Source organism: Streptomyces prunicolor, from assembly GCF_045162825.1.
GTDB classification, from domain to species: Bacteria; Actinomycetota; Actinomycetes; order Streptomycetales; family Streptomycetaceae; genus Streptomyces; species Streptomyces prunicolor.
Genome location: NZ_CP108676.1, coordinates 5230015 through 5255568, shown reverse-complemented (window position 1 = coordinate 5255568; position 25554 = coordinate 5230015). Strand labels below are relative to the sequence as shown.

Genomic DNA, 25554 nt, shown 5'->3' with positions numbered 1-25554 from the left:
CCTCTGTCATCCACCTTTCCCCTGAGCCATTCCATCGAGTGACCGATGCCCCAACCGGCTGACGGGGACCGGGGCCCCAACTATGGTGCGGCGCAAGCGTTCCGGCACTTGGCCCACCGGCATTGCGATGTCAGTGGTGGGTGCCACAGTGGGGGAGTGAGCAACACCAGCGGAATGGGACAGCACGGAGGGGGCGAGGTCCGGTCGTGACCGGTATGGGTGTGGGTGTGGAGGCGGGCGCGCAGGCGGCGCGTTCCCGGGCCTTGGCCGTGCTGCGGATCCGCAGCCGGGCGCTGGCCGTCGCCCTGCTGCCCGCCGCCGTCGCGGTGATCCTGCTCGCCGGGGGTTCCACCGGCCATCTCATGGGCCGGGGCTGGGATCTCGCCCGCTGGATCATGGGCGTGGCCGCGATCGTCGTGCTGCTCGCCGCCGGCGCCATCGCCCTGGTCGTCGCGCGGGCCCGCCCGGCCGTGAGTCCTACGGTCGCGATCGCCGAGGAGTCGGCCCCCGATCTGTACCGCATGGTGCGCGACCTCGCCGACCGCCTCGACGTCCCCGCACCGTCCGCGATAGCGCTCACCCCGGACTGCGACAGCTGGCTGGAGGACCGCACCCACCCGTCCCACGGCCCGCCCCCGCAGGAGAGCGGCGACGAGATCACCGGCGTCCGCAGCCTCACCCCGGGGCGTTCCCGTCGTACGGCCGTCGCGCCCGTCCTGGTCATCGGCTCGCCGTTCCTGTGGTGGATGCGGGTGGGCGAGCTGCGCGCGGTGCTCGCCCCGGTCGTCGCCGGTACGGGCCCTTCGGCGCACCCGGACATAGCCGCGGCCCGTCGTTTCGTACGGGGCCTGGACGCGGCGGTGGCCGTGACCTCGGCACCGCGCGGTCCGGTGTTCCGCTCGGTGCTCGCCGGTGTCGGCTGGGTCGCCCGGCTGCTGCTGCGCAGTTGCCGGGGGCACGCGGCCGAGATGGAGCGGGGCGTGGCCGCCGCTGCCGCCGAGCGTGCACAGGCTGTGGACTACGGCCTGCGGATCGTCGCGCAGGAACAGGTGGGCCTGGCGTACGCGGGCTGGGACCGGCTGCTGACCCGGGTCGCGCTGCCCGCGTGGCGGATGGGCCGCTGGCCGTCCCGGCTGGACGCGGGCGTCGTCGCGGCGCTCACCGAGCTGTCCCGCCGCGACCGCCTGGCCGAGGGTTTCGCCTCCCGCCTGGGCGAGCGCCCCGCGTGCGACCTGCTCGAAGAGCCCGGCACGATCGACGAGGCGACCTCACTCCTCGCCGCCCGCCTCTTCCACGGCGGCCCTGCCGAGACCGGTCCCGACTGGGCGCCGGTGGCCTGGCAGGAGTACCCGGAGGAGGTCGTCGACCGCAAATGGCGCACGGACGCGGCCCGCCTCCACCGCGTCCTGGACACCCTCGGCGTCCGCCGCGCCCCCGACCCCGCCGCGCCCCACCACGACCCCCCGACCCTGGCCCGGGTGGTGGACCACCTGACGGACCCGGCGACGACGGACGGCCGAACGGACGGCCGAACGGATGACCGAACGGACGACCGTACGGACGACCGGTACGGGGAGGCCGACGCCGTAGATCCCTACGCGCCGGAGGCCACCCGCACCGACCCGTCCACCCCCGCACAACCGGAAGCCCCAGCCCCCCACCCAGAGGCAGCTCCCCGCCGAGAGGCAGCTCCCCGCCGAGAGGCAGCTCCGCGCCGAGAGGCACCCCCGGAGCCCGAGCCCTACAAGGCGATGGCCGCCGACGATGACGACGAAGGGCTCGGCGAAAGCGGCTCCCCGCACAGCGCGGCCCTCGCCGCGGGCCTCACCGCGGAGTTGGCGCGCGAGGAGGCGGCCACCCCGCCGAGCAGCGCGGCCCCGCCCGGGCAAGGCCCCGACACCGGACTCTGGGACGACACCGCGCTCCCCCTCTTCCCGCTCCAACCACCGCGCACCGGGCGGGAGTTGCTCGCCGATCACGTCACGGCGATGGTGTGCTGCGCCGCGATGGACACGGCCGGCGCGCTGCCCGGCCTGGACTGGCTCGACGGCCCGACCCTGCTCGTCAACGGCGAAAGGGCGGCCGACCTCGCCCCGAGGGTGCTCAGCCTGGTGGAGGACGGCGACCCGGCACCCCTGCGCGCGTGGCTGATCGACCTGGGGATACGCCCCGAGAAACCGGTACGGCTCGTCTGAATCCCGCAAGACCCTGGCGGAATCCGCACTTCCACTTTTGGTCAATTAGCAACGACCAGTGACAGAGTGAGTGCTTAATGTGATGTGCTGAGGCCGATCCCGTACGCCGTCCCGTATCTGGCAAAGGCTTACGGCATACGACAGTTGGACGAAGGAACACCACGGGGGCACGAGGGAGGGGAGCGACCATGGGGTCGGAGCAGATCCGCCGCTGGGAGTCCGGAGCGCTGGCGCACGCCGTCACGGACCCCTTCGGACAGGGCCCCGTCCCCTGGCTCCGGGGCAGCGAGACCTACTTCGACGATACCGGCCACGTCGTCCCCTGGTACGTGGACCCCACGCCGCCCCGCGCGACCACCGACCGACACACCCCCCACGTCCCCGCCCCGCGCGCGTCCGACGGCGGCGGCCCGCGCTCCGCCGACGACGTCCGCCGCCAGATCAAGGGGTTCACCTCGGCGAGCGCGGTCGCCCCCGGCGAGGCACTCGACTTCCACGTCACGGTCGACCCGCCCCAGGAGTTCGCCGTCGACATCTACCGCATCGGCCACTACGGCGGTGACGGCGCCGCGAAGATCACCACCAGCCCCCGCCTCTCGGGCATCGTCCAGCCCCCGCCGCTCACCGCCGACCGCACCGTCTCCTGTCACCACTGGTGGCTGTCCTGGCGGCTCCAGATCCCGAGTTACTGGAGCATCGGCGCGTACGTCGCCGTCCTCACCACCGCCGACGGCTACCGCTCCCACATTCCGTTCACGGTCCGCGACAACCACCCCGCCGACCTGCTCCTCCTCCTGCCCGACATCACCTGGCAGGCCTACAACCTCTACCCGGAGGACGGCCACACCGGCGCGAGCCTCTACCACGCCTGGGACGGCGACGGCCGCCTCCTCGGCGAGTCCGAGGCCGCGACGACGGTCTCCTTCGACCGTCCGTACGCGGGCGCGGGCCTGCCCCTCCACGTGGGCCACGCCTACGACTTCATCCGCTGGGCCGAGCGCTACGGCTACGACCTCGCCTACGCCGACGCCCGCGACCTGCACTCAGGACGCGTAGACCCCACCAAATACCGGGGGTTGGTGTTCCCCGGCCACGACGAGTACTGGTCGACCCAGATGCGCCGTACCGTCGAGCGCGCCCGCGACCACGGCACGTCCCTCGTCTTCCTCTCCGCCAACACCATGTACTGGCAAGTGGAGTTGGGGCCCTCCCCGTCCGGCGTCCCCGACCGCCTCCTCACCTGCCGCAAGCGCCGCGGCCCGGGCAAGCCGGTGCTGTGGCGCGAAGTCGACCGTCCCGAGCAGCAGTTGGTGGGGATCCAGTACGCGGGCCGGGTACCCGAGCCGTACCCCCTGATCGTCCGCAACGCCGACCACTGGCTGTGGGAGGCGACCGGCGCCGGTGACGGCGACCCGATCGAGGGCCTGGTAGCGGGCGAGGCCGACCGGTACTTCCCGCGCACCCAGCTCCCCCGGCACGAGGAGCGCATCCTGCTCGCCCACTCCCCGTACGCGGACAGCGAGGGCGCCCTCCGCCACCAGGAGACCTCCCTCTACCGCGCCCCCTCCGGCTCCCTGGTCTTCGCCTCCGGCACCTTCGCCTGGTCACCGGCCCTGGACCGCCCCGGCCACGTCGACGCCCGTGTCCAACGCGCCACGGCCAACCTCCTGGACCGCATCTGCAAGCACGACTGACCCCGCGACCGGAGGGCAGCCGCGCATACGGGACAATCGAGCCAGTTGGAGAGACTTACTGGAGGAACCCGTGTCCGGATTCGTAGAAAAGCCCGAGCCGCTCCAGGTTCCGGGCCTGACGCACCTCCACACCGGCAAGGTGCGCGAGCTGTACCAGAACGAGGCGGGCGACCTCGTGATGGTCGCCGGCGACCGCATCTCCGCGTACGACTGGGTACTGCCCACGGAGATCCCCGACAAGGGCCGAGTCCTCACCCAGCTCTCCCTCTGGTGGTTCGACCAGCTTGCCGACCTGATCCCCAACCACGTCCTCGGCACCGACCTCCCGCCCGGCGCCCCCGCCGACTGGGCGGGCCGCACCCTCATCTGCAAGTCCCTCCAGATGGTCCCGGTGGAGTGCGTGGCCCGCGGCTACCTCACCGGCTCCGGCCTGGTCGAGTACAACGCCTCCCGCACGGTCTGCGGCCTCGCCCTGCCCGAGGGCCTGGTCGACGGCAGCGAACTCCCCGCGCCGATCTTCACCCCGGCCACGAAGGCGGCCGTAGGGGAGCACGACGAGAACGTGTCGTACGAGGAGGTCGCCCGTCAGGTAGGCGCCGACACCGCCGCGCAGCTGCGCCAGGCGACCCTCGCCGTCTACGGCCGCGCCCGGGACATCGCGCGTGAGCGGGGCATCATCCTCGCGGACACGAAGTTCGAGTTCGGCTACGACGGCGAGACGCTGATCGCCGCCGACGAGGTCCTCACCCCGGACTCGTCCCGCTTCTGGCCGGCCGAGACCTGGCAGCCGGGCCACGCGCAGCCGTCGTACGACAAGCAGTTCGTGCGCGACTGGCTGACCGGCCCGGAGTCGGGCTGGGACCGCAAGAGCGAGCAGCCGCCGCCGGCACTCCCGCAGCAGGTCGTGGACGCGACGCGCGCGAAGTACATCGAGGCGTACGAGCGCCTGACGGGTCTGAACTGGGCCTAGAGGGCACGAAAAACCCCGGTCCACCCGGACCGGGGTTTTTGCTTGGAGCGGACGACCAGGTTCGAACTGGCGACCTCAACCTTGGCAAGGTTGCGCTCTACCAACTGAGCTACGTCCGCGCTGCGCCGTGGCGCGAGAGCAACTATACCCAACCTCGCTCGCGTGCGAGACGCACTGCCGTATGCCGGTTCTCGGCCCCGAGTTTCGAGACGGCGGAGGAGAGATAGTTCCGTACGGTGCCCTGCGAGAGCGCGGCCCGTTCGGCGATCTCCGCGACCGGCGCCCCGTCGGCGGCCAGCTCCAGCACCTCGGCCTCACGGGCGGTCAGCGGCGAGTCCCCGGCGGAGATCGCGTCGGCGGCCAACTCGGGGTCGACATAACGGTTTCCGGCATGCACGGTACGAATGATCTCGGCAAGCCGCTGCGCACTGACGGTCTTGGGCACGAACCCCCGTACCCCAGCCGCAAGCGCCCGCTTCAGATGACCGGGCCGCCCGTGCCCGGTCACGATCAACACCCGGCACCCCGGCAACTCGGCCCGCAACGATGTGGCCACCTTCACACCGTCGGCCCCCGGCATCTGAAGATCCAGCACAGCCACATCGGGCTCATGAGCCCGAGCCATGGCAAGCGCCTCGGGCCCGGTAGCCGCCTCGGCCACGACCACGAGGTCATCCTCCAGCCCGAGCAAGGCGGCGAGCGCACCCCGGATGAGGTGCTCGTCATCGGCGAGCAGGAGTCTTACGACGGGGGCGGTCATGGGGTGCTCCTGGTGAGGGCGGGCAGGGGACGTTCGGGGTGGGCGGTCACGGGGCGATTTCCCCGGCTCGCGGTGGGCGGGGGTGGATGGGACGGGCGGTCAAGGGGGTGTCCTTGCGCGCGGCAGGCAGGGGGCGTTCGGGGCGGGTGATCACGAGGCCCGTCGCCCAGTTCGCCACGACCAGCGAGCGCGCGACGCGCAGCGCGTTCATGGGGCGGAGCCCCCCGTCCCCGCAGCCCCGGCCAACGGCACCGTAGCCACCACCCGGAACCGGTCACCGTCCACAGCCCCCGCCTCCAGCTTCCCGCCGACGGCGGTCAGCCGCTCCCGCAACCCCACGAGCCCCGCCCCGCCCTTACTATCGCCCCCGCCTCCCTCTCCCACCTTCGCCCCATCGTTCTCAACGGTGAGCACAACCCGCCCTTCCTCCACCCGCACCCCCACCACACACTGCCCCGCATCCCCATGCCGCAGCACATTGGTGGTCGCCTCGCGGACCACCCACCCGAGCGCCGACTGCACCTCGACCGGCAGCCCCGCCGCGTCGCCGGTCACCTCGCAGTCGATGCCCGCAGCCGCCAACACTCCCTGTGCACCGGCCAGTTCGAGCCGGAGGTCGGCCTCGCGATATCCCCGTACGACATCCCGCACCTCCCGCTGCGACTCCCGTGCGATCCGCTGGACCTCGATCATCTGCTCCACGGCTTCGGCCCGCCCCCGCCGGGCGAGCTGCACAGCGAGTTCGCTCTTCAGCGCGATCACCGACAGGTTGCGGCCCATCACGTCGTGCAGGTCGCGCCCGAACCGCAGCCGTTCCTCGGCGACGGCGAGGCGGGCCCGGGTCTCGCGGGCCTCGTCGAGTTCGTAGACGGCGTCGAGGAGCCAGACGGAGAACGCGGCGGTGAAGGCGAGACCGCCGGCGCTGAAGAGGACGGCGGCCGCGGTGCCGAGCGCGGCGGGTGCGGCCACGCCCAGCGAGAGCTGTACGACCAGCGCCCCGCCCACGGCACCCGCCACCACGGCGAGGACGTGCGGCCGGCCGCGGACCCCGAGCGTGAGCGTGCCGACGCCGAAGCCCAGCACGCCCACGAAGACCGTGCTCGTGGCGGTCCGCAGGTCGTCGCCGCCGGGGCCCCATTCCTGCAGGACGAGCGCGGCGACGGGAATCAGCACGGTGAGCGCACCGAGGGCCCACAGGAGCCGTACGGGCTGCGCCCGCCGGTCGCGCGTCCAGTCGAGTGCCCGGGATGCGGTGGCGGAGCAGAGCAGGGCGTGCACGACGACCACTGCCGTCATCCAGCCCGCGAGGCCCGACCGGACCTGGGCGAACAGCGGCAGCCCGACCGCCGCGACCTCGACGACCGCGAAGAGGTGGAAGGACCACCGGGTGTATGTCTCGACCTTCCCGGGCGTGCTCTTCCGCCCCCACCAGCCGCCCGAACCTCCAGGTGTCCGCATGTGCAGGTGCTCCCCGTACCTCAGCGCCGCGGCTCCCACCGGAACCACCGCCGTACAGCAAACACCGCGAGGACGGTCCAGGCCAGCGCGGTCAGGACGGCGCCCAGCGCGTCGTAGCCGGACAGGTCGCCGTTCCAGCCGCCGCTGATCAGCCGGATCGCGGGGGAGAGCGGGAGGAACTGGCAGACATCCGCGACCCGGTCGGGCAGGAGCTGCAACGGGATGATGATCCCGGAGCCCAGCATGGACGCGAACAGCACCGGCAACGCGGTCACCTGCGCGCTCTCCGCAGTCTTCGTCAGAGTCGCCGTGAGGGCGGCCAGCGCGGCGCTCAGGAAGAGGCCGAACAGCAGCCCCAGCACGACGAGTTGGGGCAGCGCGGGCGCTCCCGCGTCCAGCAGCAGCACACACGCCACCGCCAGCAGCACGGACTGTACGAACCCGACACACACCGCCGGCAGCCCCGTCCCCACGAGGATCTCGGCGTCGCCCAGCTCCCCGGTGCGCAGCCGTTTGAGGACCAGTTCCTCCCGCCGTGCGACAAAGGCACTCACCAGCGACGAGTACACGGCGAAGAGCAACGAGAACCCGATCGCGGCGGTGAGCATCACCGAACCGACCGACAACCCCTCCCCCTTGAGATCCATCTGATCAACGGCCGGCCGCACACTGAACGGCAACGCCAACGGCACGAGCAGCGCCGTGACGACCGCACTCCGATTCCGCCCCAGCAACGCCAACTCGGCCCGCCCGAGGGCCCGGAGCCGCCCGACCGGCGTAGTCATCACGGCACTCATACGGTCACCCCCTGCTGCTCCCGAGCGATCCCCAAAAACGCCTCCTCCAGCGAAGCCGACCGCACCTCAAGCCGCCGCAATTCGATCCCCGCCCCCTCCGCCCACACCAACAACCCGGTGGCGGCCCGCTGCAACTCCCCCGTCTCCAGCCGTACGACCCTCCCCGCCACCTCGTGCCCGACAACCCCCAGTGGGCCGAGCGGCGGCAGGTCCCCCACGAAGTAACCCGAGGGCAGTTCGAACGAGATCCGCGACGGCCGCCCCGCCGTCACCTCGGCGGGCGTCCCGGTGACCGCGATCCGCCCCTCGCTGAGGATCGCGAGCCGGTCCGCGAGCCCCTCCGCCTCCTCCAGGTAGTGCGTGGTCAGCAGCACGGTCGTCCCGCCGTCGCGCAGCGCCCGCACCAACTCCCAGGTGTCCCGCCGCCCTTCGGCATCCAGCCCGGTTGTCGGCTCGTCGAGGAACAGCACCTCCGGCGACCCGAGCAGCGCGAGCGCGAGATCGAGCCGCCGCCGTTCACCCCCGGACAACTGCTTCACCCGTACGTCCGCCCGCCGCGCGAGCCCGACCAGCCCGAGCGCCTCCGCCTCGGGCCGCGCCCCGCTCGTGCAGCCCGCCCACATCCGCGCGGTCTCCGCGACGGTCAGCTCGGACGGAAACCCGCCCTCCTGCAACATCACCCCGGTCCGCGGCCGTACGGCGGCCCGCTCGCTGTAGGGATCGTGCCCGAGGACGCGCACCCGCCCGCCGGACGCCGGCGCGAGCCCCTCCAGAAGTTCGACCGTGGACGTCTTGCCCGCCCCATTGGTGCCCAGGAGCGCGAAGACCTCCCCGCGCCGCACGGAGAATGTGATCCCCCGCACAGCCTCGAACCCGCCCCCGTACACACGGCGTAGGTCAGTGACCTCAATCACGTGTTCGTGTTCGTTGGTGTCCATGACTTCAGCGTCCCGGCGATCGGCGGCCGGCAGCAGTGCGCGCTGTCACCACTCGACATGACAAATGTCAGACGGGGACGATCTGTTGATGCGGATCGGGCGATGGATCGGGCACACAAAAAACCCCGGTCCACCCGGACCGGGGTTTTTGCTGGAGCGGACGACCAGGTTCGAACTGGCGACCTCAACCTTGGCAAGGTTGCGCTCTACCAACTGAGCTACGTCCGCATTGCCTCCGACCAGCTCTCACTGATCGGCGCGAGCACCAGCCTACCCGATCCACCAGAGTGGTCCGAACGGTGATGCTGCAGAGCGGGTGACAGGAATTGCACACTGCGCCTTCCCCCTGGAAGGGGGATGTTCTGCTACTGAACTACACCCGCATGTACTCCGTGAGCTGGGCCTTTCGGCCTCGCCCCTCGGCGTGCTCCGAACTCTAGCTGACCAGGAGGGGTGCAGCGCAAGTCGGTTGCCCCGAGGGGCCGATGACCGGCCGTCGGCCCGACTCATCGGCCCGACTCACACGGAACTGCTCACTGCGCGGCGGTGAACGCCTCGTAGATCTTCTTGGGGATGCGTCCGCGCGCCGGCACGTCCATCTTGTTCGCCTGGGCCCAGGCCCGGACGGCCGCCGGGTCGGGGGCGACCTCGGTCTGGCGGTAGGCCTTGCCCGACCTCGACCGCTTGCGACCTGCGTCCACGTAGGGCTCGAGCGCCTTACGCAGTTTCTTGGCATTGGCTTGATTCAGGTCGATCTCGTACGACTTGCCGTCGAGCCCGAAGGCGATCGTTTCCGCCGCTTCCGAGCCGTCGATGTCGTCAAAGAGAGTGACCACGACCTTCTGCGCCACGAATATCGGTCCCTTCGTGCGACACCTGAAACCGCACTATCCGCGGGGACGCACGGAGACGTCACGGAGGTGCGGAGATGTCGACTGTCCGCCTGTTATTGGGCAAAGTATCGGCTATTGCCAATTCATTTGTACAGTGCCCGGCAATGCAATGTGAAGCCCGACTAAATCTTCCCGCGTGTCTCCGCGCAATAGGGAACCGGGATCGATCCGGGATCTTTCCCTGAACTTTTCGTGAAGACCCCCGCCCGACACCGGATCGTGATGGTCCTCACGTAGATTCCTACAACTCTACTCGCGTAGAAATTTTGTGCAGGTAGTCTGAAGTCACCTGTCGAAGACCCGCAGGAACACGCTCAGCACCACAACACCGGGAGTGCCAGTGGCACGCGTCGTAGTCGACGTCATGCTCAAGCCGGAGATCCTCGACCCCCAGGGCCAGGCGGTCCAGCGTGCGCTGCCACGCCTGGGTTTCGAAGGCATCTCCGACGTACGTCAGGGAAAGCGATTCGAACTGGAAGTTGACGGCCCGGTCGACGAGGCCGCGCTCGCCCGCATCCACGATCTTGCGGAATCCTTCCTCGCCAACACGGTGATCGAGGACTTCACCGTCAAGGTGGAAGAAGTGGCGGAGGCCGCCAAGTGACCGCTCGTATTGGCGTCGTCACTTTCCCCGGCAGCCTCGACGACCGCGACACCCAGCGCGCGATCCGCCTCGCCGGCGCCGAACCGGTAGCCCTCTGGCACAAGGACAAGAACCTCCACCAGGTCGACGCGGTCGTCCTCCCGGGCGGATTTTCCTACGGCGACTATCTGCGCGCGGGCGCCATCTCCCGTTTCTCGCCGGTGATGGAGACGGTCATCGAGCAGGCGAAGTCGGGACTCCCCGTCCTCGGTATCTGCAACGGCTTCCAGATCCTCACCGAGGCACACCTCCTCCCCGGCGCGATGCTCGGCAACAACCACCTGCACTTCATCTGCCGTGACCAGAAACTGCGAGTGGAGAACGCGGACACCGCCTGGACCAGCGACTACGTGTCCGGCCAGGAGATCCACATCCCGCTGAAGAACATGGACGGCCGCTACGTCGCCGACGAGCACACGCTCGACGAGCTGGAGGCGGAGGGCCGCGTCGTCTTCCGCTACCTGGACGTGAACCCGAACGGCTCGCTCCGCGACATCGCGGGCATCACGAACGCCGCCGGAAACGTCGTAGGCCTCATGCCGCACCCGGAGCACGCCGTCGAGGCGCTCGTCGGGTCCGGCCGCACCGACGGCCTCCCCTTCTTCACCTCGATCCTCAAGAAGCTGGTCAACGCATGAGCCGGACGCCTCTGGACACGGTCGAGCACGCGGCCGAGACCCCCGACGTCGAGCTGCCCTGGGCCGAACTCGGCCTGAAGAAGGACGAGTACGAGAAGGTCGTGGAGATCCTCGGCCGCCGCCCGACCGGCGCCGAACTCGCCATGTACTCCGTCATGTGGTCCGAGCACTGCAGCTACAAGTCCTCCAAGGTCCACCTCCGCCAGTTCGGCGAGAAGGCCCCCCAGTCGGACGCCCTTCTCGTCGGCATCGGCGAGAACGCGGGCGTCGTCGACGTCGGCCAGGGCTACGCGGTCACCTTCAAGGTGGAGTCGCACAACCACCCGTCCTACGTCGAGCCCTACCAGGGCGCGGCCACGGGCGTCGGTGGCATCGTCCGCGACATCATCGCGATGGGCGCCCGCCCGGTAGCGGTCGTAGACCCCCTGCGCTTCGGCGCGGCGGACCACCCGGACACCAAGCGCGTCCTCCCGGGCGTCGTCGCGGGCATCGGCGGCTACGGCAACTGCCTGGGCCTCCCGAACATCGGCGGCGAGGTCGTCTTCGACGCCTGCTACCAGGGCAACCCGCTGGTCAACGCGGGCGCCATCGGCGTCATGCGGCACGAGGACATCCACCTCGCGAAGGCCTCCGGCGCGGGCAACAAGGTCATCCTCTACGGCGCCCGCACGGGCGGCGACGGCATCGGCGGCGCGTCGATCCTGGCGAGCGAGACCTTCGACGACGCCAAGCCGTCGAAGCGCCCCGCCGTCCAGGTGGGCGACCCCTTCCAGGAGAAGCTCCTCATCGAGTGCACCCTGGAGGCGTTCGCCGAGAAGCTGGTAGTCGGCATCCAGGACCTGGGAGCAGCCGGACTGTCGTGCGCCACAAGCGAGTTGGCGTCCAACGGCTCAGGCGGCATGACGGTCACCCTGGACGACGTCCCCCTCCGCGACTCCACGCTCTCGCCCGAGGAAATCCTCATGAGCGAGTCGCAGGAGCGGATGTGCGCGGTCGTGGAGCCGTCGAAGGTCGACCGCTTCCTGGAGATCTGCGAGAAGTGGGACGTCATCGCCACGGTCATCGGTGAGGTGACCGACGGCGACCGCCTCGAAATCTTCTGGCACGGCGGCAAGATCGTGGACGTCGACCCGCGCACGGTCGCGCACGACGGCCCGGTCTACGAGCGCCCGTACGCCCGCCCGTCCTGGCAGGACGCACTCCAGGCGGACGACGCCAACAAGCTTGCCCGGCCCGGTACTTCGGAGGAACTGAAGTCCCAGGTCCTGGCGCTGGTGTCGTCCCCGAACCAGGCGTCCAAGAAGTGGATCACCTCGCAGTACGACCACTTCGTGCAGGGCAACACGGTGCTGGCGCAGCCCGAGGACTCGGGCATGATCCGCATCGACGAGGAGACCGGCCTCGGGGTCGCCATCGCGACGGACGGCAACGGCCGGTACGCGAAGCTGGACCCGTACGCGGGCGCGCAGTTGGCGCTCTCGGAGGCCTACCGCAACGTTGCCACGACGGGCGCGAAGCCCCTCGCGGTGTCGGACTGCCTGAACTTCGGTTCGCCCGAGGACTCGGCGGTGATGTGGCAGTTCGCGGAGGCGATCCGTGGACTGGCGGACGCCTGCCAGCAGTTGGGCACGCCGGTCACGGGCGGCAACGTCTCCCTCTACAACCAGACGGGCGACGTCGCGATCCACCCGACCCCGGTCGTCGCGGTGTTGGGCGTCATCGACGACGTGGCGCGCCGCACACCGGTCGCCTTCCAGGAAGAGGGCCAGCTCCTCTACCTCCTCGGCGACACGCGTGAGGAGTTCGGAGGCTCGGCCTGGTCGCAGGTCGTCCACGACCACCTCGGCGGCCTGCCCCCGAAGGTCGACCTGGAGCGGGAGCGGCTGCTGGCCGAGATCCTGATCTCCGCGTCCCGCGACGGAATGATCGACTCGGCGCACGACCTGTCCGACGGCGGTCTGATCCAAGCGGTAGTGGAATCGGCCCTGTTGGGCGAGAAGGGCGCGCGCCTGATCGTGCCCGACGGCCTGGACGCGTTCACGTTCCTGTTCTCGGAGTCGGCGGGCCGCGCGGTAGTCGCGATCCCCCGCTCGGAGGAACTGCGCTTCAACGACATGTGCGGGGCAAGGGGCCTCCCGGTCACGCGCATCGGTGTCGTAGACGGTGAATCGGTGGAGATCCAGGGCGAGTTCGCACTCTCGCTGGAGGAACTGCGTGAGGCGCACGAGGGCACGATCCCGGCGCTGCTGGCGTAGGTCGAATCGTAGGACGCCGTAGTCCGTCGTAGAAACGCATGCATGCATGTGAAGGCCCTGTCCGGGATCCGGGCAGGGCCTTCGCTCGTGCTAACTTCGACGGTTCGTGGGCGTGGAACGGGGGAGCGGGAACGTGGAAATACCGGTGGGCATACGTGAGTTCGGTGGCGGCGGCCGGAGGAGCGCGTGAGTTTCGACAGTGAACACACGCCTGAATCCTCCTCATCCTCCTCATCCTCCTCCTCTTCATCCTCCGAGCGGGCCCGGGTGCCCTTTCCGCGCTCGCGCTGGCTGACTCCGGACCGAGGGAACCGTCGGCGTAACGCCTTCAACCAACTCGTGGCTGTGGCAGCGGTGTTCGGGGTCGGTGCCGGGGGCTGGGGGCTGGGGCTGGAGACGAAGGACTACTTCGACCGGTCCGCCAGCCGGGACCGCATCGCGAAGGCCTGTGCCGGGCTCGTCGACCCCGACCAGGTGCTGGACCTCGACGGCGGTACGACGAGGGCGAAGGCGGGCAGCGAAGCGAACGACTCGATCGACGAGCTCGGTCCGGGCTTCATGCCCGCGCGGTGTGAGATCTACCGGGTCGGGAAGCCGGGCACCACGTACAACCACTTCCTGCTCTCGGTCTGGTCGAACCCGAGCGACGACTTCGCGCAGTTGGTGAGCGGGTGGGACGACCCGTTCGGGTTGTTCGGCAGTGCGCCCAACACCGATGTCACACGGGAGGCCGAGCAGACGGGGGCGTACCCGATCGGCGACGGGCGGCTCGGTGTGTACTACGGCAACGCCGCCGTCGTGAAGGCCAAGTGCACCGACAAGTCCGGCGGGACGACCTCCGTCAACGCCATGACCGTGGCCAAGTACTTCGAGCGCGACCCGGTCACGGACGCCGACCGCCGAACGCTTGCCGAGCTGGCCCGCACCGCGGCCGTACGGGCGGCGAAGAAGCTGGGCTGCAAGGCCACGCTGCCCGCGCTTCCGGCCGAACTGCCCACGCCCAGCGCGAAGTTGGTGAACGCGAAGCCGGCCGGCGGAACGTGCGGCTGGTACGCCGGATACATCGCGGCGAAGGGCCGCTGGCGGCTCCCCGACCGCGCCCTGGGCACCCCCGTCGCCACCCACGCGCCGGAGGAGAGCTGCCTGCTCGGAGTGAGCGGCAAGGAGGTGCGCAGGATGTGGCCCGACCTCACCAAGGACGAAGGCAGCGGCAACAGCCTCGACGACGTGATCCGGCTCGCCCCCTTCTGGCTGCGGACCGAGTCCTACTTCGGCGACGAGGCACGCGAGGTCGCGACGGACCACTTCGGCAGGGACCACAGGTCGTTGGACCCCGGCACCGCGGGCTACGACGACGAGGAAAACGTGTGGTGGGCCTCCTCCACCTGCGCCGGACAGCCGGCCGTCCACACGCTGAGCAGCGACTATCCGTACGACAAGATCGTCCAGACGAGGCTCCAGGCCCTCTTCAAGGCGTATGTCACGGATGTCGCCGCCCGCCGAGGCTGCACCGACCTGAAGTTCCCGGCGGCGGCCACGTTCCAACTGTCCAAGGCCTGACCGTCTGTTACGCGCCCCGCTCGCCGAGGTCGAGGCCGTCGATCAGCATCTGCCCGATGGCTTCGTTGGTGGCCACGGCCGCGGTGGCCGCGGCGGCGCTACGGGGGAACAGCGCTTCTTCGTACGAGGTGAGCGCGGCCTCGATGTCGTCGGGGTGCGCGGCGATGGCCAGGGCGAGTTCGGCACCGTCCTGCATGGCCAGGTTGGCGCCCTCGCCGTCCGGCGGTGAGAGATGGGCGGCGTCGCCCAGGAGAGTCACTCCCGGCACTCGGTCCCAACGGTGGCCGATCGGGAGCCAGTTGAGGGGCCGTAGGACGGGAGCGGTGTCGGTGTCGGTGATCAGGGAGGTGATCTCGGGGGCCCAGCCGTCGAACTCGGCGGCGATGCGTGCGGTGGCGGCGGCGGAGTCGGTGAAGTCGATGGACGCGAACCACTCCTCCGGCTCGGCGAGGATCATGTAGGCGTGCAGCGTCTCGCCGCGCTCCCGGTGCGCTGCTATCCACTTCCCGTTCGCTTCCTCGCCCGGGGCGAGCACGAACAGCGAACCGCCACCGACCGTCCGCGCGGCGACCGGATGCCGGCTCTCACTCTCGTACAGATAGGTCTCGACGAACGACCGCCCGAAGTACTCGGGAGTGGCATCGGACAACAACGGCCGTACGCGCGACCAGGCGCCGTCGGCGCCGACGAGCAGGTCCGTGACGATGACGCTCCCGTCGGCGAAGGCGACTTCGTGCCGGCCGTCGTCGAGGGTGCGGGTGCCGCTGACCTTGTGCCCCCACCGCACGGTCCCGTCCGGGAGCGAGTCGAGCAGGGTCTGCCGCAACTCCCCGCGCTGCACCTCGGGTCGGCCCCCGGTGCCGTCGTCGGGCTCGTCGAACAGGACGGTGCCGTCGCAGTCGATGACTCGGGTCGCCTGGCGGCCCTCCAGGATGATGGCGCGGAACTCGTCCATCAAGTCGGCTTCCTTCAGGGCGAGTTGGCCGTTGTAGTCGTGGATGTCGAGCATCCCGCCCTGGAGCCGGGCCATCGGTGAGGCCTCCGCTTCGTAGACGGTGGCCGGGATGCCGTTCACGTGCAGGACGCGGGCGAGGGTCAGTCCGCCGAGTCCGGCGCCGATGATCGTGACGTGTGTGGTCATGACGACTCCTTGGGTGTCTTGTGTGCCTTGCATGGCGTGTGTGCCTTGCGTGGCGCGGGCCCGCTGGACGGGCGCCCGGCGGGTACTCCGGAACGGAACGTTTCCAGCGGGCACCGACAAGTCGCCGACGCGGGACCGACACGGCCGACAGCGGACCGACATGGCGGTTGGCGAGGTCGTCGGTGGGGCGGGGCGGAGTGTGGCCGGGTGGAGTGGGGCGTCATCGGCGTTGTTGCGTGGGAGGGGCGAACCGGCAGCCTGTTGTCCGTGCTCGCGGCAACCCGTCCAGGCGATCGCCCGCGAGGAGCTGGGGTCGGATGCGCGGGTGACTTTCGTGACGGCCGATGCCGGGACGTAGCTGGAGGAGTACGACGGGGCGCCCTTCGGCCTGGTCTTCGCGGACACCTGGCCCGGCAAATTCACCCACCTCGAACGGGCCTTGGACCTCGTGTCCCCCGGCGGCACCTACCTGATCGAGGTCATGGCGGTACGGGCCACCGGTTGAGGGGCGGCGGGGTGGCAACGTCCGCCGCAGTAGGTGGCGGGGGGCCAGGGGCCGCCGAGGCCGGTGGTGATGAACGGGGCTGTGGGGGTGGGGAGTTCGGGTGCGTGGGGCTGTTCGGCTTCGGTCGGGGGCTGCGGTGGCGGCTCGTTGTCCGGCTTGACCAGTAAGAAGAGGGCGAGCAGGCCGGCGAGGGTACTCAGGACGAGGTTCACTCCTCGACCAACTCGGTGTCGGCGACCAGTGCTTGCCGCTCGGTGTGGTCCTTCAGCTTCACCCAGAGAAAGGCGTGTTCGGCGTCGACACCGGCATACCCGGAACCGACCTGCACGACGACGCCCTCGAAGTTTTCCGGCGCTTCCCGCCGGTGGGGTCCCGGTGGCACGTAGCTGGTGCCTTTGACTCGGTCGCCTACGAGGAAGGGGGCGTCGATGCGGGGGCGGGGGTTGGGAGTGGGAGTGGGGTTGGGGTTGTTGCGTGGAGTGGTCATGGGACCACTTTCCGCAGGTGGAGTCCGGTGCAGCAATCGAACAAGGGAATCCCGCATTAACTGGTATATGCCGGGTGGTGGGCATTCGCCTGCGGACGCGGGGCACGGTATGCCAGACTCTGGGCACTGGCTGCGATCCGCCGGGCACTGTGCGTGATTCGGTGGGCATGCGGGTCGAGTTGGCGGGCACGGCAGGAAAAGAGGTGGACACGGTGGCAGCGAAAACGGGGCCCACGATTCGTCGTATGCAGCTGGGTCAGGAGCTGCGACGCCTTCGGGAACAGGCGGACGGGGGAGGCGAGTTGGGCCGGGGCATCACGAGGGGCCAGGCGGTGAAGGGGACGAGCGTCTCCGAGTCGACCCTGCATCGGGTGGAGCGGGGGCTGACGAGTCTGCCCAGCGTCCAGGACCTCAAGTCGTTGTTGAAGCGGTACGGGGTGAGCGACCCGAGCGATGTTGCGTTCTTGCTGGACATCCACAAGAACTCGTTGAACCGGGGCTGGTGGTCGGTCTACCGGACCTTCATGCCGTCCGGGTTCAACATGAGCGTTGGCCTGGAAGGTGACGCCAAGATCCTTCGGGTCTACCAACCTGAGGTGATGTTCGGCCTGTTCCAGACTCAGGCGTATGCGCGCGCCCAGTTCGAGACGGCTAAGCCTGTCGACGAGCGCACCACGGAGTTCGTGGAGCGGAACATCGAGATTCGCATGCGGCGCAAGGAAGTGATCACGCGCTCCGAGCGGCCGGTGGAGATCCATGCGATCCTCGAAGAGGCCACGCTGTGGCGGGTGTTCGGCAGCGCCGAGATCATGCGGGAACAGTACCGGCACCTGGCGGAACTGGCCTCGCTGGATCACGTGACCGTGCAGATCCTGCCGATGTCCCAGCCCATCTACCGGGCATCGGGCAACTTCATCCTCATGGATTTTGCGCCGCCACTGCCTACCGTGGTGAGTATGGATACTCCCGAGGGCGCGAGCGTCTCGGACAAGGACACTGAGATCTGGCGGTACGCCCGCAGGTTCGACGCCATGAGGGCCGAGGCCCCCGCGCCTCGGGAGACGCCGCGATTCCTGGAACGAGCAGCACGAGAGTTGGAACAGTCATGAGCAGCCACCCCAACGCCCTCGAACTGGCCCGAGAAGAGGCCTGGTTCAAGTCTTCGTACAGCAGCGACCAGGGCGCGAGCTGCGTTGAGATAGCTGACCTCATCCCCACCCACGCCCGCGTGGCCATCCGCGATTCCAAGCTTTCGAGCGGACCCGCCCTCACCCTCCCGCCAGAGGCGTTCACGAGCTTCGTCGCCCACATGAAGTCGGCCCGGCTTTGAAGCCAACCTGGTTCAAGTCGTCCTACAGCAGTGACGCGGGCGGCAGTTGTGTCGAAGTGGCCAACCTCATTGCAGCCCAAGCCCTGGTCGCTGTCCGAGACTCAAAGCTCCCCCATGGCCCCGCCCTCGCACTCCCCCCAGAAGCCTTCGCCGCGTTCGTGACTCACGTGCGCACATAGGCGCCGCGATCGCCACCGACAACCGAACGACCCTCCCCCTCCCCGGACTTGGGCAACCGCCAGGCCAACACAGCGGCCACCGCCATCAACCCGGCCCCACCCCAGAACACCACCTGCGTCGCATCCACAAAGGCCTGGACGCCGGCCACGCGAGCCGTCCCCGTGAGCCGAGCCAGGCCTGTGATGTCCCCACCGGGCCCGTGCCCGGCGTAGAAACGGGCCAGCACCGTGCCGAACACAGCCGTGCCCAGCGCGTTGCCCAGGGTCTGGAAGAAGCGGATCGAGGTCGTGGTCACCCCCAACTGGTGGCGCGGCGCGGAGTCCTGCACCAGCAGGATCAGTTGGCCGACGAGCTGTCCGAACCCCGCCCCCGCCAGGAGCAGTTCCGCTCGGATCAGCCAGAGGGAGGTGTCCGGGCCGGTCGTCGTGGCGAGCAGCGCGAACGCGAGTGCCGTCGTCGCCGTACCGCTCAGCGTGAACGTCCGTGCCGAACACCCCCGCGCCCCCAACGGCCCGGTGAGCAGACCCGCCACCCCCAACCCCACCGCCAACGGCACCAGGAACAGCCCAGCCGACGAACTGGCGATGCCACGCGCGACCTGCAGATAGATCAGGACGTAGTAGATCGCGCACATCATCGCGCCACCGAGAATCGCCTGCACCGCGAAGCCCAGCCGAAGTTCGCGCACCTTGAACAACGACAGCGGCAACACCGGCTCGGGCGCCCGGAGTTGGCGCCACAGGAACAACACGAGCGTCACCGCCGTACCGAACCCCAAGCCCACGATCTCCGGTGAAGCCCACCCGTACCGCTTACCGCCCCAGTCCGTCATCAGGAGCAGCGCGCTGGAGAACCCGGCCGCCAGCCCCGCGCCCAAGTAGTCCAACGGGCGCCGGACATGGTGCTCGGGGAGCTTCAAGACGAAGGCGACCGTCACCAACACAACAACCCCCACCGGCAGGTTGACGTAGAAGATCCACCGCCAGTTCGCATGGTCGGCGAGCAGACCGCCGATCCACGGGCCGATCGCCATCGCCCCGCCCGCTACCAGCCCACCCGCGTTCGTGGCCTTGCCCGAGTCCTTCTCGCCGGGCCCCCTGAGGTGGGCGATCACGATCATCGTGATGCTCATCAACCCGCCCCCGCCGAGCCCCTGCACCGCTCGCGCCACGATGAGCTGGTCCATCGACTGCGCGGCACCGCACAACGCCGAACCCAGCAGGAACGTACCGATCGCCGCGGCGAAGACGCGCTTGGGGCCGTGGACGTCGCACAACTTGCCGTACAGCGGCAGCATCGCCGCAGACGCGAGCGCATACGCACTGACCAGCCACGGAATCTTGTCGATGCCGTGGGCGGGGTCCAGATCCCGGACGATCGGGACGGTGGCCGCGGACACGATCTGCATGTCGAGCAGCGCCAGCACGATCGTGACGAGGCAGACGACGAATCCGATTTTTCGCTGGGTCTCGGTCATGGCATCCACCATGAAGGGACTTCATATACCGAGTCAATGTTTCATCCGGGATTAAATTTCGCCTTGGTACAGTGAACGCGTGACCGAAGTGATGGGACTCCGCGAGCGCAAGAAGCTGGAGACGGCTCGGCGGATCATCCGGACCGCGATCGCCCTCTTCGTCGAGCGCGGCTTCGACAACGTCTCCGTGCAGGAGATCGCCGACGCGGCCGACGTCTCCAAGATGACCGTCTTCAACTACTTCGGTACCAAAGAGGACTTGGTCTTCTGGCCGATGGAGGAGCACTTCGGCGACGCCGCCCGCGCGGTACGCGAGCGGCCGCCCGGCGAGTCGGCCCTGGACGCCGTACGACGGCAGTTCCTGGAGATGGTCGAGACCCGCGATCCGGCGGTCGGCCTGCACAACGAACCGTTCGCCCGCCAACTCCGCGAACTGGTCATGCGCACCCCGGTGTTGAAGGAGCGCGCGTTCCTCGCCGCGCAGAAAGGCACGCGGGACCTGGCCGCCCACCTGGCCGAGGAGACCGGCGACCTGATGCTCGCCATGGTCGCCGCCGCCATGATCAGCGCCGCCCGCAACGCCCTCATCGAGGAGCACTACCGCCGCATCGACGCAGGCGAGCCGGTCACCACAGTCGCAGCCGAAGCCCCCGAACGAGCCGACCGCGCATTCAAGTTGGTGGAACACGGCCTAGGGGACTACGCCCGCAAAGCCCCCTGATCAGCAGGGCCCCACACATGCCCCTCCACGAGCCCGCAGCCGCCAACGAGTCGGGAGCGGGTCGTGGCGGTACGGCGCAGCCCGCCGCGTACCCGGCACCAACCCGTTCAGCCGTGGTGACAAACAGTGGGGCCCGAGTGCGGCGGGCTCGCCGTACCGCCACGACCCCGACCCACCCACACACCTGCGGGCGCCCACCCACCACCCCCGCGCGGGCAAAAACGCCGTGTGCCTCCCACGCCCGAGGATTAGGCTCCCCGCCATGCCCCAGGCCAAGAAGCGCGCCCGTACGTACGACCCCGTCAAGACCCGCACCGCGGTCCTGGCCCAGTTCGGGAACGTACGAAAGGCCGTAGGGACCCTCACCCCCGACCAACTCGCCCTCCCCACCCGCCTGGGCGACTGGACCGTACGCGAACTCGTCGCACACATCGGCATGGCGATCACCGCAGTCCACCGCGCCCTGGCTCACCCGGCCCCGCCCGCCCAGAACGCCGTGATCCTCGACTGGCCCTTCGCCACCGCGGCCAACGCCTCCGCCATCGCCGACTTCACCCACACCCTCGCCACCCAGCACCCCGACCTCGACACCTACCTCGCCGAAATCGAGCAGACCCTCACCCAGCACCTCGACACCAACCCCGGCACCCGCCTCCTCGAAACCAACGCCGGCGCCATGCCCCTCGCCGACTACCTCGTCACCCGTACCGTCGAACTGGTCGTCCACACCGACGACTTGAACGCCGCCGTCCCCGGCCTCGACACCCCGTACGACCGCCAGGCCCTCGCCGCCTGCACCCGCCTCCTCGCCGACGCCCTCGCCACGAAGGCCCCCGGCGGCTCGACCGAGGTCCGCATCCCGCCGTACGCCGTGGTCCAGTGCGTCGAAGGCCCCCGGCACACCCGCGGCACCCCACCCAACGTCGTAGAGACCGACCCCCTGACCTGGCTCCGGCTCGCGACCGGGCGGACGCGGTGGAGGGACGCCGTAGAAGAGGCGAAGGTCAGCGCGAGCGGCGAGCGAGCGGACCTGAGCGGACTGCTGCCGATCATGGGGTGAGGGAACCCGTCCCCCGCCCCTCCCGTCCCACCCCCATGGACAAACAGCGATTCACCCTCGCCGTCCTGACCATCGTCCCGCTCGTGGTGGCGTGCGGCAGCGAAAAGTCGACCAGCGGCGCAGGCGACGGCTCCGGCTCGGTAGCAGCGCAGCGCCCCGTCACCGGTGTCGACTGGCAGGTCCAGAGCATCACCGTGAACGGCGCGGCCAAGAAGGTGCACGGCAAGCCATGGCTCGCCTTCAACGCCAAAACCGGCAAGGTCGGCGGCCACCTAGGCTGCAACGCCGTCAACGCGACGGCCACCGTACGCGCCGGACACATCACGCTGGGTCGCCCGTCCACCACCCGAATGATGTGCGACGCCTCACTCATGGGCACCGAACGAGCCCTGCTCGGCCTCTTCAACGGCCAGGTCGACTACCGAGTCGATCAAGACACCGCCACGCTGACCAGCGCAAACGGCACGATCGTCCACGCACGCGCCGACAAGTGATCCATTACCTGCCAGTAACCCGAATTCGGACCAGTGGTCGATCTCGCCTACACTCGGTGCCGTGCCACGTGGTGACGGTCGACTCAGTCATGATCTGCTCCCCGGCGAGAAAGGACCCCAGGACGCTTGCGGCGTCTTCGGAGTCTGGGCTCCCGGTGAAGAGGTCGCCAAGCTCACTTACTTCGGGCTCTACGCCCTCCAGCATCGGGGTCAGGAATCCGCGGGAATCGCGGTCAGCAACGGCTCCCAGATCCTCGTCTTCAAGGACATGGGCCTCGTGTCCCAGGTCTTCGACGAGACCTCCCTCAGTTCGCTCCAGGGTCATATCGCGGTCGGTCACGCCCGCTACTCGACCACCGGCGCCTCCACCTGGGAGAACGCCCAGCCGACGTTCCGCGCCACCGCGCACGGCTCGATCGCGCTCGGCCACAACGGTAACCTGGTCAACACCGCGCAGCTCGCGGAGATGGTCGCCGACCTGCCCAAGCAGGAAGGCCGTACGCCGCGCGTAGCGGCCACCAACGACACCGACCTCCTGACCGCGCTCCTCGCGGCCCAGGTCGACACCGACGGCAAGCCGCTGACCATCGAGGAAGCCGCCCACGCGGTCCTCCCGCAGGTCAAGGGCGCCTTCTCGCTCGTCTTCATGGACGAGCACACTCTCTACGCCGCCCGCGACCCGCAGGGCGTCCGCCCGCTGGTCCTCGGCCGGCTGGAGCGCGGCTGGGTGGTCGCCTCCGAGTCCGCCGCCCTCGACATCTGCGGTGCGGCCTACGTCCGTGAGATCGAGCCGGGCGAGTTCGTCGCCATCGACGAGAACGGCCTGCGCACCTCCCGATTCGCGGAAGCGAAGCCCAAGGGCTGCGTCTTCGAGTACGTCTATCTCGCCCGCCCCGACACCGACATCGCCGGTCGGAACGTCTACCTCTCCCGTGTCGAGATGGGTCGGAAACTCGCCAAGGAAGCTCCGGTCGACGCCGATCTGGTCATAGCGACTCCGGAGTCCGGCACCCCGGCCGCGATCGGCTACGCGGAGGCCTCGGGCATCCCGTTCGGTGCGGGTCTGGTGAAGAACGCCTACGTCGGCCGTACGTTCATCCAGCCTTCGCAGACCATCCGGCAGCTCGGCATCCGCCTGAAGCTGAATCCGCTGAAGGAAGTCATCAAGGGCAAGCGCCTGGTCGTCGTCGACGACTCGATCGTGCGTGGCAACACCCAGCGCGCGCTGGTGCGCATGCTCCGCGAGGCCGGCGCCGCCGAGGTCCACATCCGGATCTCCTCGCCGCCCGTGAAGTGGCCCTGCTTCTTCGGCATCGACTTCCCCACCCGCGCCGAGCTCATCGCCAACGGCATGACGATCGACGACATCGGCACCTCACTCGGCGCCGACTCCCTGGCGTACATCTCCATCGACGGCATGATCGACGCGACCACCATCGACAAGCCGAACCTGTGCCGCGCCTGCTTCGACGGCGAGTACCCGATGGAGCTCCCGGACCCCGAGCTGCTCGGCAAGCAGCTCCTGGAGACCGAATTGGCTGCCGGTCCGGCCGCCACGGCCGCGGCCGACGCGATCCGTCGCCCGTAGAAGCCCCGTATCAATCAACGCGAAAGATCCCAGGCAATGTCTGCTGTGTCTGATCAGTCGCCTCCGGCGACGGGCTCATCCTCCGGTGCTTCCTACGCGGCGGCCGGCGTCGACATCGACGCGGGCGACCGCGCCGTAGAACTCATGAAGGAGTGGGTGAAGAAGACCCAGCGCCCCGAGGTCCTCGGTGGCCTCGGCGGCTTCGCCGGGCTCTTCGACGCCTCCGCCCTGAAGCGGTTCGAGCGCCCCCTGCTCGCCTCCGCCACGGACGGCGTCGGCACGAAGGTCGACATCGCGCGCCGGCTCGGCGTCTACGACACGATCGGCCACGACCTGGTCGCGATGGTCATGGACGACATCGTGGTGTGCGGTGCCGAGCCGCTCTTCATGACCGACTACATCTGTGTCGGCAAGGTGCATCCCGAGCGTGTCGCGGCCATCGTCAAGGGCATCGCCGAAGGCTGTGTGCTGGCCGGCTGCGCCCTGGTCGGCGGCGAGACCGCCGAACACCCCGGTCTGCTGGGCCCGGACGACTTCGACGTCGCGGGCGCCGGTACGGGCGTCGTGGAGGCCGACCGGCTGCTCGGCGCCGATCGCATCCGGACGGGTGACGCGGTCATCGCGATGGCTTCCTCGGGACTTCACTCGAACGGGTACTCGCTCGTCCGGCATGTGCTCCTGAACCAGGCCGGTCTCGACCTGGACGCACGGATCGACGAGCTGGGCCGCACGCTCGGCGAGGAACTCCTCGTGCCCACGAAGATCTACTCGCTGGACTGCCTGGCACTGACCCGCACGACCGACGTGCACGCCTACTCGCACGTCACCGGCGGCGGCCTCGCCGCGAACCTCGCCCGGGTCATCCCGGACGGCCTGCACGCGATCGTGGACCGCTCCACCTGGACCCCGGCCCCGATCTTCGACCTCGTCGGAAAGACGGGCCAGGTCGAGCGTCTGGAGCTGGAGAAGACCCTGAACATGGGCGTCGGCATGATCGCGATCGTTCCGGAGGAGTCCGCGGACGTGGCCCTGGAGACCCTGGCCGACCGCGGGGTCGAGGCGTGGGTCGCGGGCGAGATCACCGAGCGTGGCGACTATGCGACGGGCGCGGAAATGGTCGGCGACTACGCGTAAATCAGCCGCTCCGGCGTTTGAGGAGCGGGGTCCGGGGCGGAGCCCCGTGACGGCAGCACAAAACCCGGTCCGGTGCTTGATGCCCCGGACCGGGCGAGGTGCAGTCAGCTAACGGGAAGTTTTTACCGCTCAGCGCGCTGCAAGCGTTACGCGCCGCGACGTTGAGACTGAGGACCGGACTCGCCGTCCTCGTCCTCGTCATCGTCGTTATAGAGATCCGCGTACTGAGCGTACGGGTCGTCTTCTTCCTCGTCGTCGTCTTCGAACGGCTCGCCATTCGGCGGCTGGCTCGAAGTCGAAGCGCCCAGCTCATTGGCCAGACGCGAGAGGTCAGTCCCGCCGCTGCTGTACTTCAGCTGGCGGGCGACCTTCGTCTGCTTGGCCTTTGCCCGGCCGCGCCCCATGGCTCGACCCCCTCGGATACGAGGCTCGGTGGCCTCAGAGTCTTGACACGCGTTCATGTTCTGGAACGGACTCTCCGTGGAGAGACCGGTCCGTAGGGCTTCCACGGTACCTGAGCCCGCGCCCATACGGTACGTCGCCCGCAGCACGTGCCGGGCTCCAGGACCGGCGAGGTGCCCTGTACTCGCTGGTCAACCGCGATTTTAACCACTTCTTGGCGGGCGACCCGCCGAC

At 69.3% G+C, this 25554-nt stretch carries 25 protein-coding genes and 3 tRNA genes; 15 read left to right on the top strand and 13 right to left on the bottom strand.

What is annotated here, in order from left to right:
- The first annotated feature begins 215 nt into the window (after window positions 1–215).
- The 3 genes from OG588_RS24040 to OG588_RS24030 all read left to right on the top strand — a co-directional run bounded on the left by OG588_RS24040 (window position 216) and on the right by OG588_RS24030 (window position 4859).
- Window positions 216–2195, top strand: a complete 1980-nt coding sequence (locus OG588_RS24040; RefSeq protein ID WP_405953193.1) for a hypothetical protein — start codon at window positions 216–218, stop codon at window positions 2193–2195.
- A 188-nt stretch (window positions 2196–2383) separates the two neighbouring features.
- Window positions 2384–3889: a N,N-dimethylformamidase beta subunit family domain-containing protein gene (locus OG588_RS24035; protein ID WP_405949107.1), complete on the top strand. Its 1506-nt coding sequence runs from the start codon at window positions 2384–2386 to the stop codon at window positions 3887–3889.
- 70 nt (window positions 3890–3959) lie between these two features.
- A complete protein-coding gene (locus OG588_RS24030) occupies window positions 3960–4859 on the top strand; it encodes a phosphoribosylaminoimidazolesuccinocarboxamide synthase (protein WP_405949106.1) in 900 nt (299 codons plus the stop codon).
- A gap of 43 nt (window positions 4860–4902) precedes the next feature.
- Here OG588_RS24030 and OG588_RS24025 read toward each other — a convergent pair.
- The 8 genes from OG588_RS24025 to OG588_RS23990 form a co-directional block, all read right to left on the bottom strand.
- Window positions 4903–4978 (bottom strand) — tRNA-Gly (locus tag OG588_RS24025).
- A gap of 23 nt (window positions 4979–5001) precedes the next feature.
- Window positions 5002–5619 carry a response regulator transcription factor gene (locus OG588_RS24020; RefSeq protein WP_365989505.1) on the bottom strand — a complete coding sequence of 206 codons (618 nt, stop codon included), beginning with the start codon at window positions 5617–5619 and terminating at the stop codon, window positions 5002–5004.
- 207 nt (window positions 5620–5826) lie between these two features.
- Window positions 5827–7077 (bottom strand): sensor histidine kinase, encoded by a 1251-nt coding sequence (locus OG588_RS24015; RefSeq protein WP_405949105.1) that lies wholly within the window; start codon window positions 7075–7077, stop codon window positions 5827–5829.
- 20 nt (window positions 7078–7097) lie between these two features.
- A complete protein-coding gene (locus OG588_RS24010) occupies window positions 7098–7874 on the bottom strand; it encodes an ABC transporter permease (RefSeq protein ID WP_405949104.1) in 777 nt (258 codons plus the stop codon).
- Window positions 7871–8812, bottom strand: a complete 942-nt coding sequence (locus tag OG588_RS24005; protein ID WP_405949103.1) for an ABC transporter ATP-binding protein — start codon at window positions 8810–8812, stop codon at window positions 7871–7873. Before OG588_RS24005 ends, OG588_RS24010 begins: the two co-directional genes overlap by 4 nt.
- A 152-nt stretch (window positions 8813–8964) precedes the next feature.
- Window positions 8965–9040: transfer RNA gene (locus OG588_RS24000), tRNA-Gly, on the bottom strand.
- Between the two features lie 83 nt (window positions 9041–9123).
- Window positions 9124–9195, bottom strand: a tRNA-Gly gene (locus OG588_RS23995).
- Between the two features lie 150 nt (window positions 9196–9345).
- The gene (locus tag OG588_RS23990) at window positions 9346–9663 is read right to left on the bottom strand and encodes an Lsr2 family protein (protein ID WP_019061840.1); all 318 of its coding nucleotides are present in this window, start codon (window positions 9661–9663) and stop codon (window positions 9346–9348) included.
- Window positions 9664–10045: 382 nt separating this feature from the next.
- On the opposite strand from OG588_RS23990, the gene purS reads away from it, so the two are divergent.
- The 4 genes from purS (at window position 10046) to OG588_RS23970 (ending at window position 14801) form a co-directional block, all read left to right on the top strand.
- Entirely contained in the window at window positions 10046–10309 is a 264-nt protein-coding gene (gene purS / locus OG588_RS23985; RefSeq protein WP_015659417.1) for a phosphoribosylformylglycinamidine synthase subunit PurS, read from the top strand.
- Window positions 10306–10986, top strand: coding sequence for a phosphoribosylformylglycinamidine synthase subunit PurQ (gene purQ, locus OG588_RS23980; RefSeq protein WP_327402949.1), 681 nt, complete (start codon window positions 10306–10308; stop codon window positions 10984–10986). The genes purS and purQ overlap by 4 nt, the downstream gene beginning before the upstream one ends.
- Entirely contained in the window at window positions 10983–13241 is a 2259-nt protein-coding gene (gene purL / locus OG588_RS23975; protein WP_405949102.1) for a phosphoribosylformylglycinamidine synthase subunit PurL, read from the top strand. Before purQ ends, purL begins: the two co-directional genes overlap by 4 nt.
- 339 nt (window positions 13242–13580) lie before the next feature.
- Entirely contained in the window at window positions 13581–14801 is a 1221-nt protein-coding gene (locus OG588_RS23970) for a hypothetical protein (protein WP_405949101.1), read from the top strand.
- Window positions 14802–14808: 7 nt separating this feature from the next.
- On the opposite strand, the gene OG588_RS23965 is transcribed toward OG588_RS23970, so the two are convergent.
- From OG588_RS23965 to OG588_RS23955, 3 genes are all read right to left on the bottom strand, one after another.
- Window positions 14809–15942 (bottom strand): FAD-dependent oxidoreductase, encoded by a 1134-nt coding sequence (locus OG588_RS23965; RefSeq protein WP_405949100.1) that lies wholly within the window; start codon window positions 15940–15942, stop codon window positions 14809–14811.
- A gap of 465 nt (window positions 15943–16407) precedes the next feature.
- The gene (locus OG588_RS23960; protein WP_405949099.1) at window positions 16408–16659 is read right to left on the bottom strand and encodes a hypothetical protein; all 252 of its coding nucleotides are present in this window, start codon (window positions 16657–16659) and stop codon (window positions 16408–16410) included.
- The gene (locus OG588_RS23955; protein ID WP_405949098.1) at window positions 16656–16934 is read right to left on the bottom strand and encodes a hypothetical protein; all 279 of its coding nucleotides are present in this window, start codon (window positions 16932–16934) and stop codon (window positions 16656–16658) included. The genes OG588_RS23960 and OG588_RS23955 overlap by 4 nt, the downstream gene beginning before the upstream one ends.
- Before the next feature lie 77 nt (window positions 16935–17011).
- Between OG588_RS23955 and OG588_RS23950 the strand changes: the two genes are divergently transcribed.
- Genes OG588_RS23950 through OG588_RS23940 form a run of 3 tightly spaced genes read left to right on the top strand, consistent with a single transcriptional unit; the run spans window position 17012 to window position 18443 of the window.
- The gene (locus OG588_RS23950) at window positions 17012–18043 is read left to right on the top strand and encodes a helix-turn-helix domain-containing protein (protein ID WP_405949097.1); all 1032 of its coding nucleotides are present in this window, start codon (window positions 17012–17014) and stop codon (window positions 18041–18043) included.
- Window positions 18040–18264 carry a DUF397 domain-containing protein gene (locus OG588_RS23945; protein ID WP_405949096.1) on the top strand — a complete coding sequence of 75 codons (225 nt, stop codon included), beginning with the start codon at window positions 18040–18042 and terminating at the stop codon, window positions 18262–18264. The genes OG588_RS23950 and OG588_RS23945 overlap by 4 nt, the downstream gene beginning before the upstream one ends.
- On the top strand, window positions 18261–18443 hold the full coding sequence (locus OG588_RS23940) for a DUF397 domain-containing protein (RefSeq protein WP_405949095.1): 183 nt from the start codon (window positions 18261–18263) through the stop codon (window positions 18441–18443). The genes OG588_RS23945 and OG588_RS23940 overlap by 4 nt, the downstream gene beginning before the upstream one ends.
- Here the strand turns inward: OG588_RS23940 and OG588_RS23935 are convergent.
- On the bottom strand, window positions 18428–19921 hold the full coding sequence (locus OG588_RS23935; protein WP_405949094.1) for an MFS transporter: 1494 nt from the start codon (window positions 19919–19921) through the stop codon (window positions 18428–18430). The genes OG588_RS23940 and OG588_RS23935 overlap by 16 nt on opposite strands.
- Window positions 19922–20000: 79 nt before the next feature.
- On the opposite strand from OG588_RS23935, the gene OG588_RS23930 reads away from it, so the two are divergent.
- The 5 genes from OG588_RS23930 (at window position 20001) to purM (ending at window position 24918) form a co-directional block, all read left to right on the top strand.
- The gene (locus OG588_RS23930; protein ID WP_405949093.1) at window positions 20001–20642 is read left to right on the top strand and encodes a TetR/AcrR family transcriptional regulator; all 642 of its coding nucleotides are present in this window, start codon (window positions 20001–20003) and stop codon (window positions 20640–20642) included.
- Between the two features lie 262 nt (window positions 20643–20904).
- Entirely contained in the window at window positions 20905–21702 is a 798-nt protein-coding gene (locus OG588_RS23925) for a sterol carrier family protein (protein ID WP_405949092.1), read from the top strand.
- Between the two features lie 35 nt (window positions 21703–21737).
- The gene (locus OG588_RS23920) at window positions 21738–22196 is read left to right on the top strand and encodes an META domain-containing protein (protein ID WP_405949091.1); all 459 of its coding nucleotides are present in this window, start codon (window positions 21738–21740) and stop codon (window positions 22194–22196) included.
- Window positions 22197–22257: 61 nt separating this feature from the next.
- On the top strand, window positions 22258–23784 hold the full coding sequence (gene purF, locus OG588_RS23915; RefSeq protein WP_366099568.1) for an amidophosphoribosyltransferase: 1527 nt from the start codon (window positions 22258–22260) through the stop codon (window positions 23782–23784).
- A gap of 36 nt (window positions 23785–23820) precedes the next feature.
- Complete coding sequence (gene purM, locus OG588_RS23910; protein ID WP_405949090.1) at window positions 23821–24918, top strand: phosphoribosylformylglycinamidine cyclo-ligase; 1098 nt, start codon at window positions 23821–23823, stop codon at window positions 24916–24918.
- Window positions 24919–25064: 146 nt separating this feature from the next.
- Here the strand turns inward: purM and OG588_RS23905 are convergent, their stop codons facing one another.
- The gene (locus OG588_RS23905) at window positions 25065–25322 is read right to left on the bottom strand and encodes a DUF3073 domain-containing protein (protein ID WP_405949089.1); all 258 of its coding nucleotides are present in this window, start codon (window positions 25320–25322) and stop codon (window positions 25065–25067) included.
- Between the last annotated feature and the right edge of the window lie 232 nt (window positions 25323–25554).

Excerpts from the sequence above, each read along its gene's own strand:
- OG588_RS24040 (WP_405953193.1), top strand. The coding sequence starts at position 216 with ATGGGTGTGGGTGTGGAGGCGGGCGCGCAGGCGGCGCGTTCCCGGGCC.
- OG588_RS24035 (WP_405949107.1), top strand. The coding sequence starts at position 2,384 with ATGGGGTCGGAGCAGATCCGCCGCTGGGAGTCCGGAGCGCTGGCGCAC.
- OG588_RS24020 (WP_365989505.1), bottom strand. The coding sequence starts at position 5,619 with ATGACCGCCCCCGTCGTAAGACTCCTGCTCGCCGATGACGAGCACCTC.
- OG588_RS24015 (WP_405949105.1), bottom strand. The coding sequence starts at position 7,077 with ATGCGGACACCTGGAGGTTCGGGCGGCTGGTGGGGGCGGAAGAGCACG.
- OG588_RS24010 (WP_405949104.1), bottom strand. The coding sequence starts at position 7,874 with ATGAGTGCCGTGATGACTACGCCGGTCGGGCGGCTCCGGGCCCTCGGG.
- OG588_RS24005 (WP_405949103.1), bottom strand. The coding sequence starts at position 8,812 with ATGGACACCAACGAACACGAACACGTGATTGAGGTCACTGACCTACGC.
- purL (WP_405949102.1), top strand. The coding sequence starts at position 10,983 with ATGAGCCGGACGCCTCTGGACACGGTCGAGCACGCGGCCGAGACCCCC.
- OG588_RS23965 (WP_405949100.1), bottom strand. The coding sequence starts at position 15,942 with ATGACCACACACGTCACGATCATCGGCGCCGGACTCGGCGGACTGACC.
- OG588_RS23955 (WP_405949098.1), bottom strand. The coding sequence starts at position 16,934 with ATGACCACTCCACGCAACAACCCCAACCCCACTCCCACTCCCAACCCC.
- OG588_RS23945 (WP_405949096.1), top strand. The coding sequence starts at position 18,040 with ATGAGCAGCCACCCCAACGCCCTCGAACTGGCCCGAGAAGAGGCCTGG.
- OG588_RS23935 (WP_405949094.1), bottom strand. The coding sequence starts at position 19,921 with ATGACCGAGACCCAGCGAAAAATCGGATTCGTCGTCTGCCTCGTCACG.
- OG588_RS23925 (WP_405949092.1), top strand. The coding sequence starts at position 20,905 with ATGCCCCAGGCCAAGAAGCGCGCCCGTACGTACGACCCCGTCAAGACC.
- OG588_RS23920 (WP_405949091.1), top strand. The coding sequence starts at position 21,738 with ATGGACAAACAGCGATTCACCCTCGCCGTCCTGACCATCGTCCCGCTC.
- purM (WP_405949090.1), top strand. The coding sequence starts at position 23,821 with ATGTCTGCTGTGTCTGATCAGTCGCCTCCGGCGACGGGCTCATCCTCC.
- OG588_RS23905 (WP_405949089.1), bottom strand. The coding sequence starts at position 25,322 with ATGGGGCGCGGCCGGGCAAAGGCCAAGCAGACGAAGGTCGCCCGCCAG.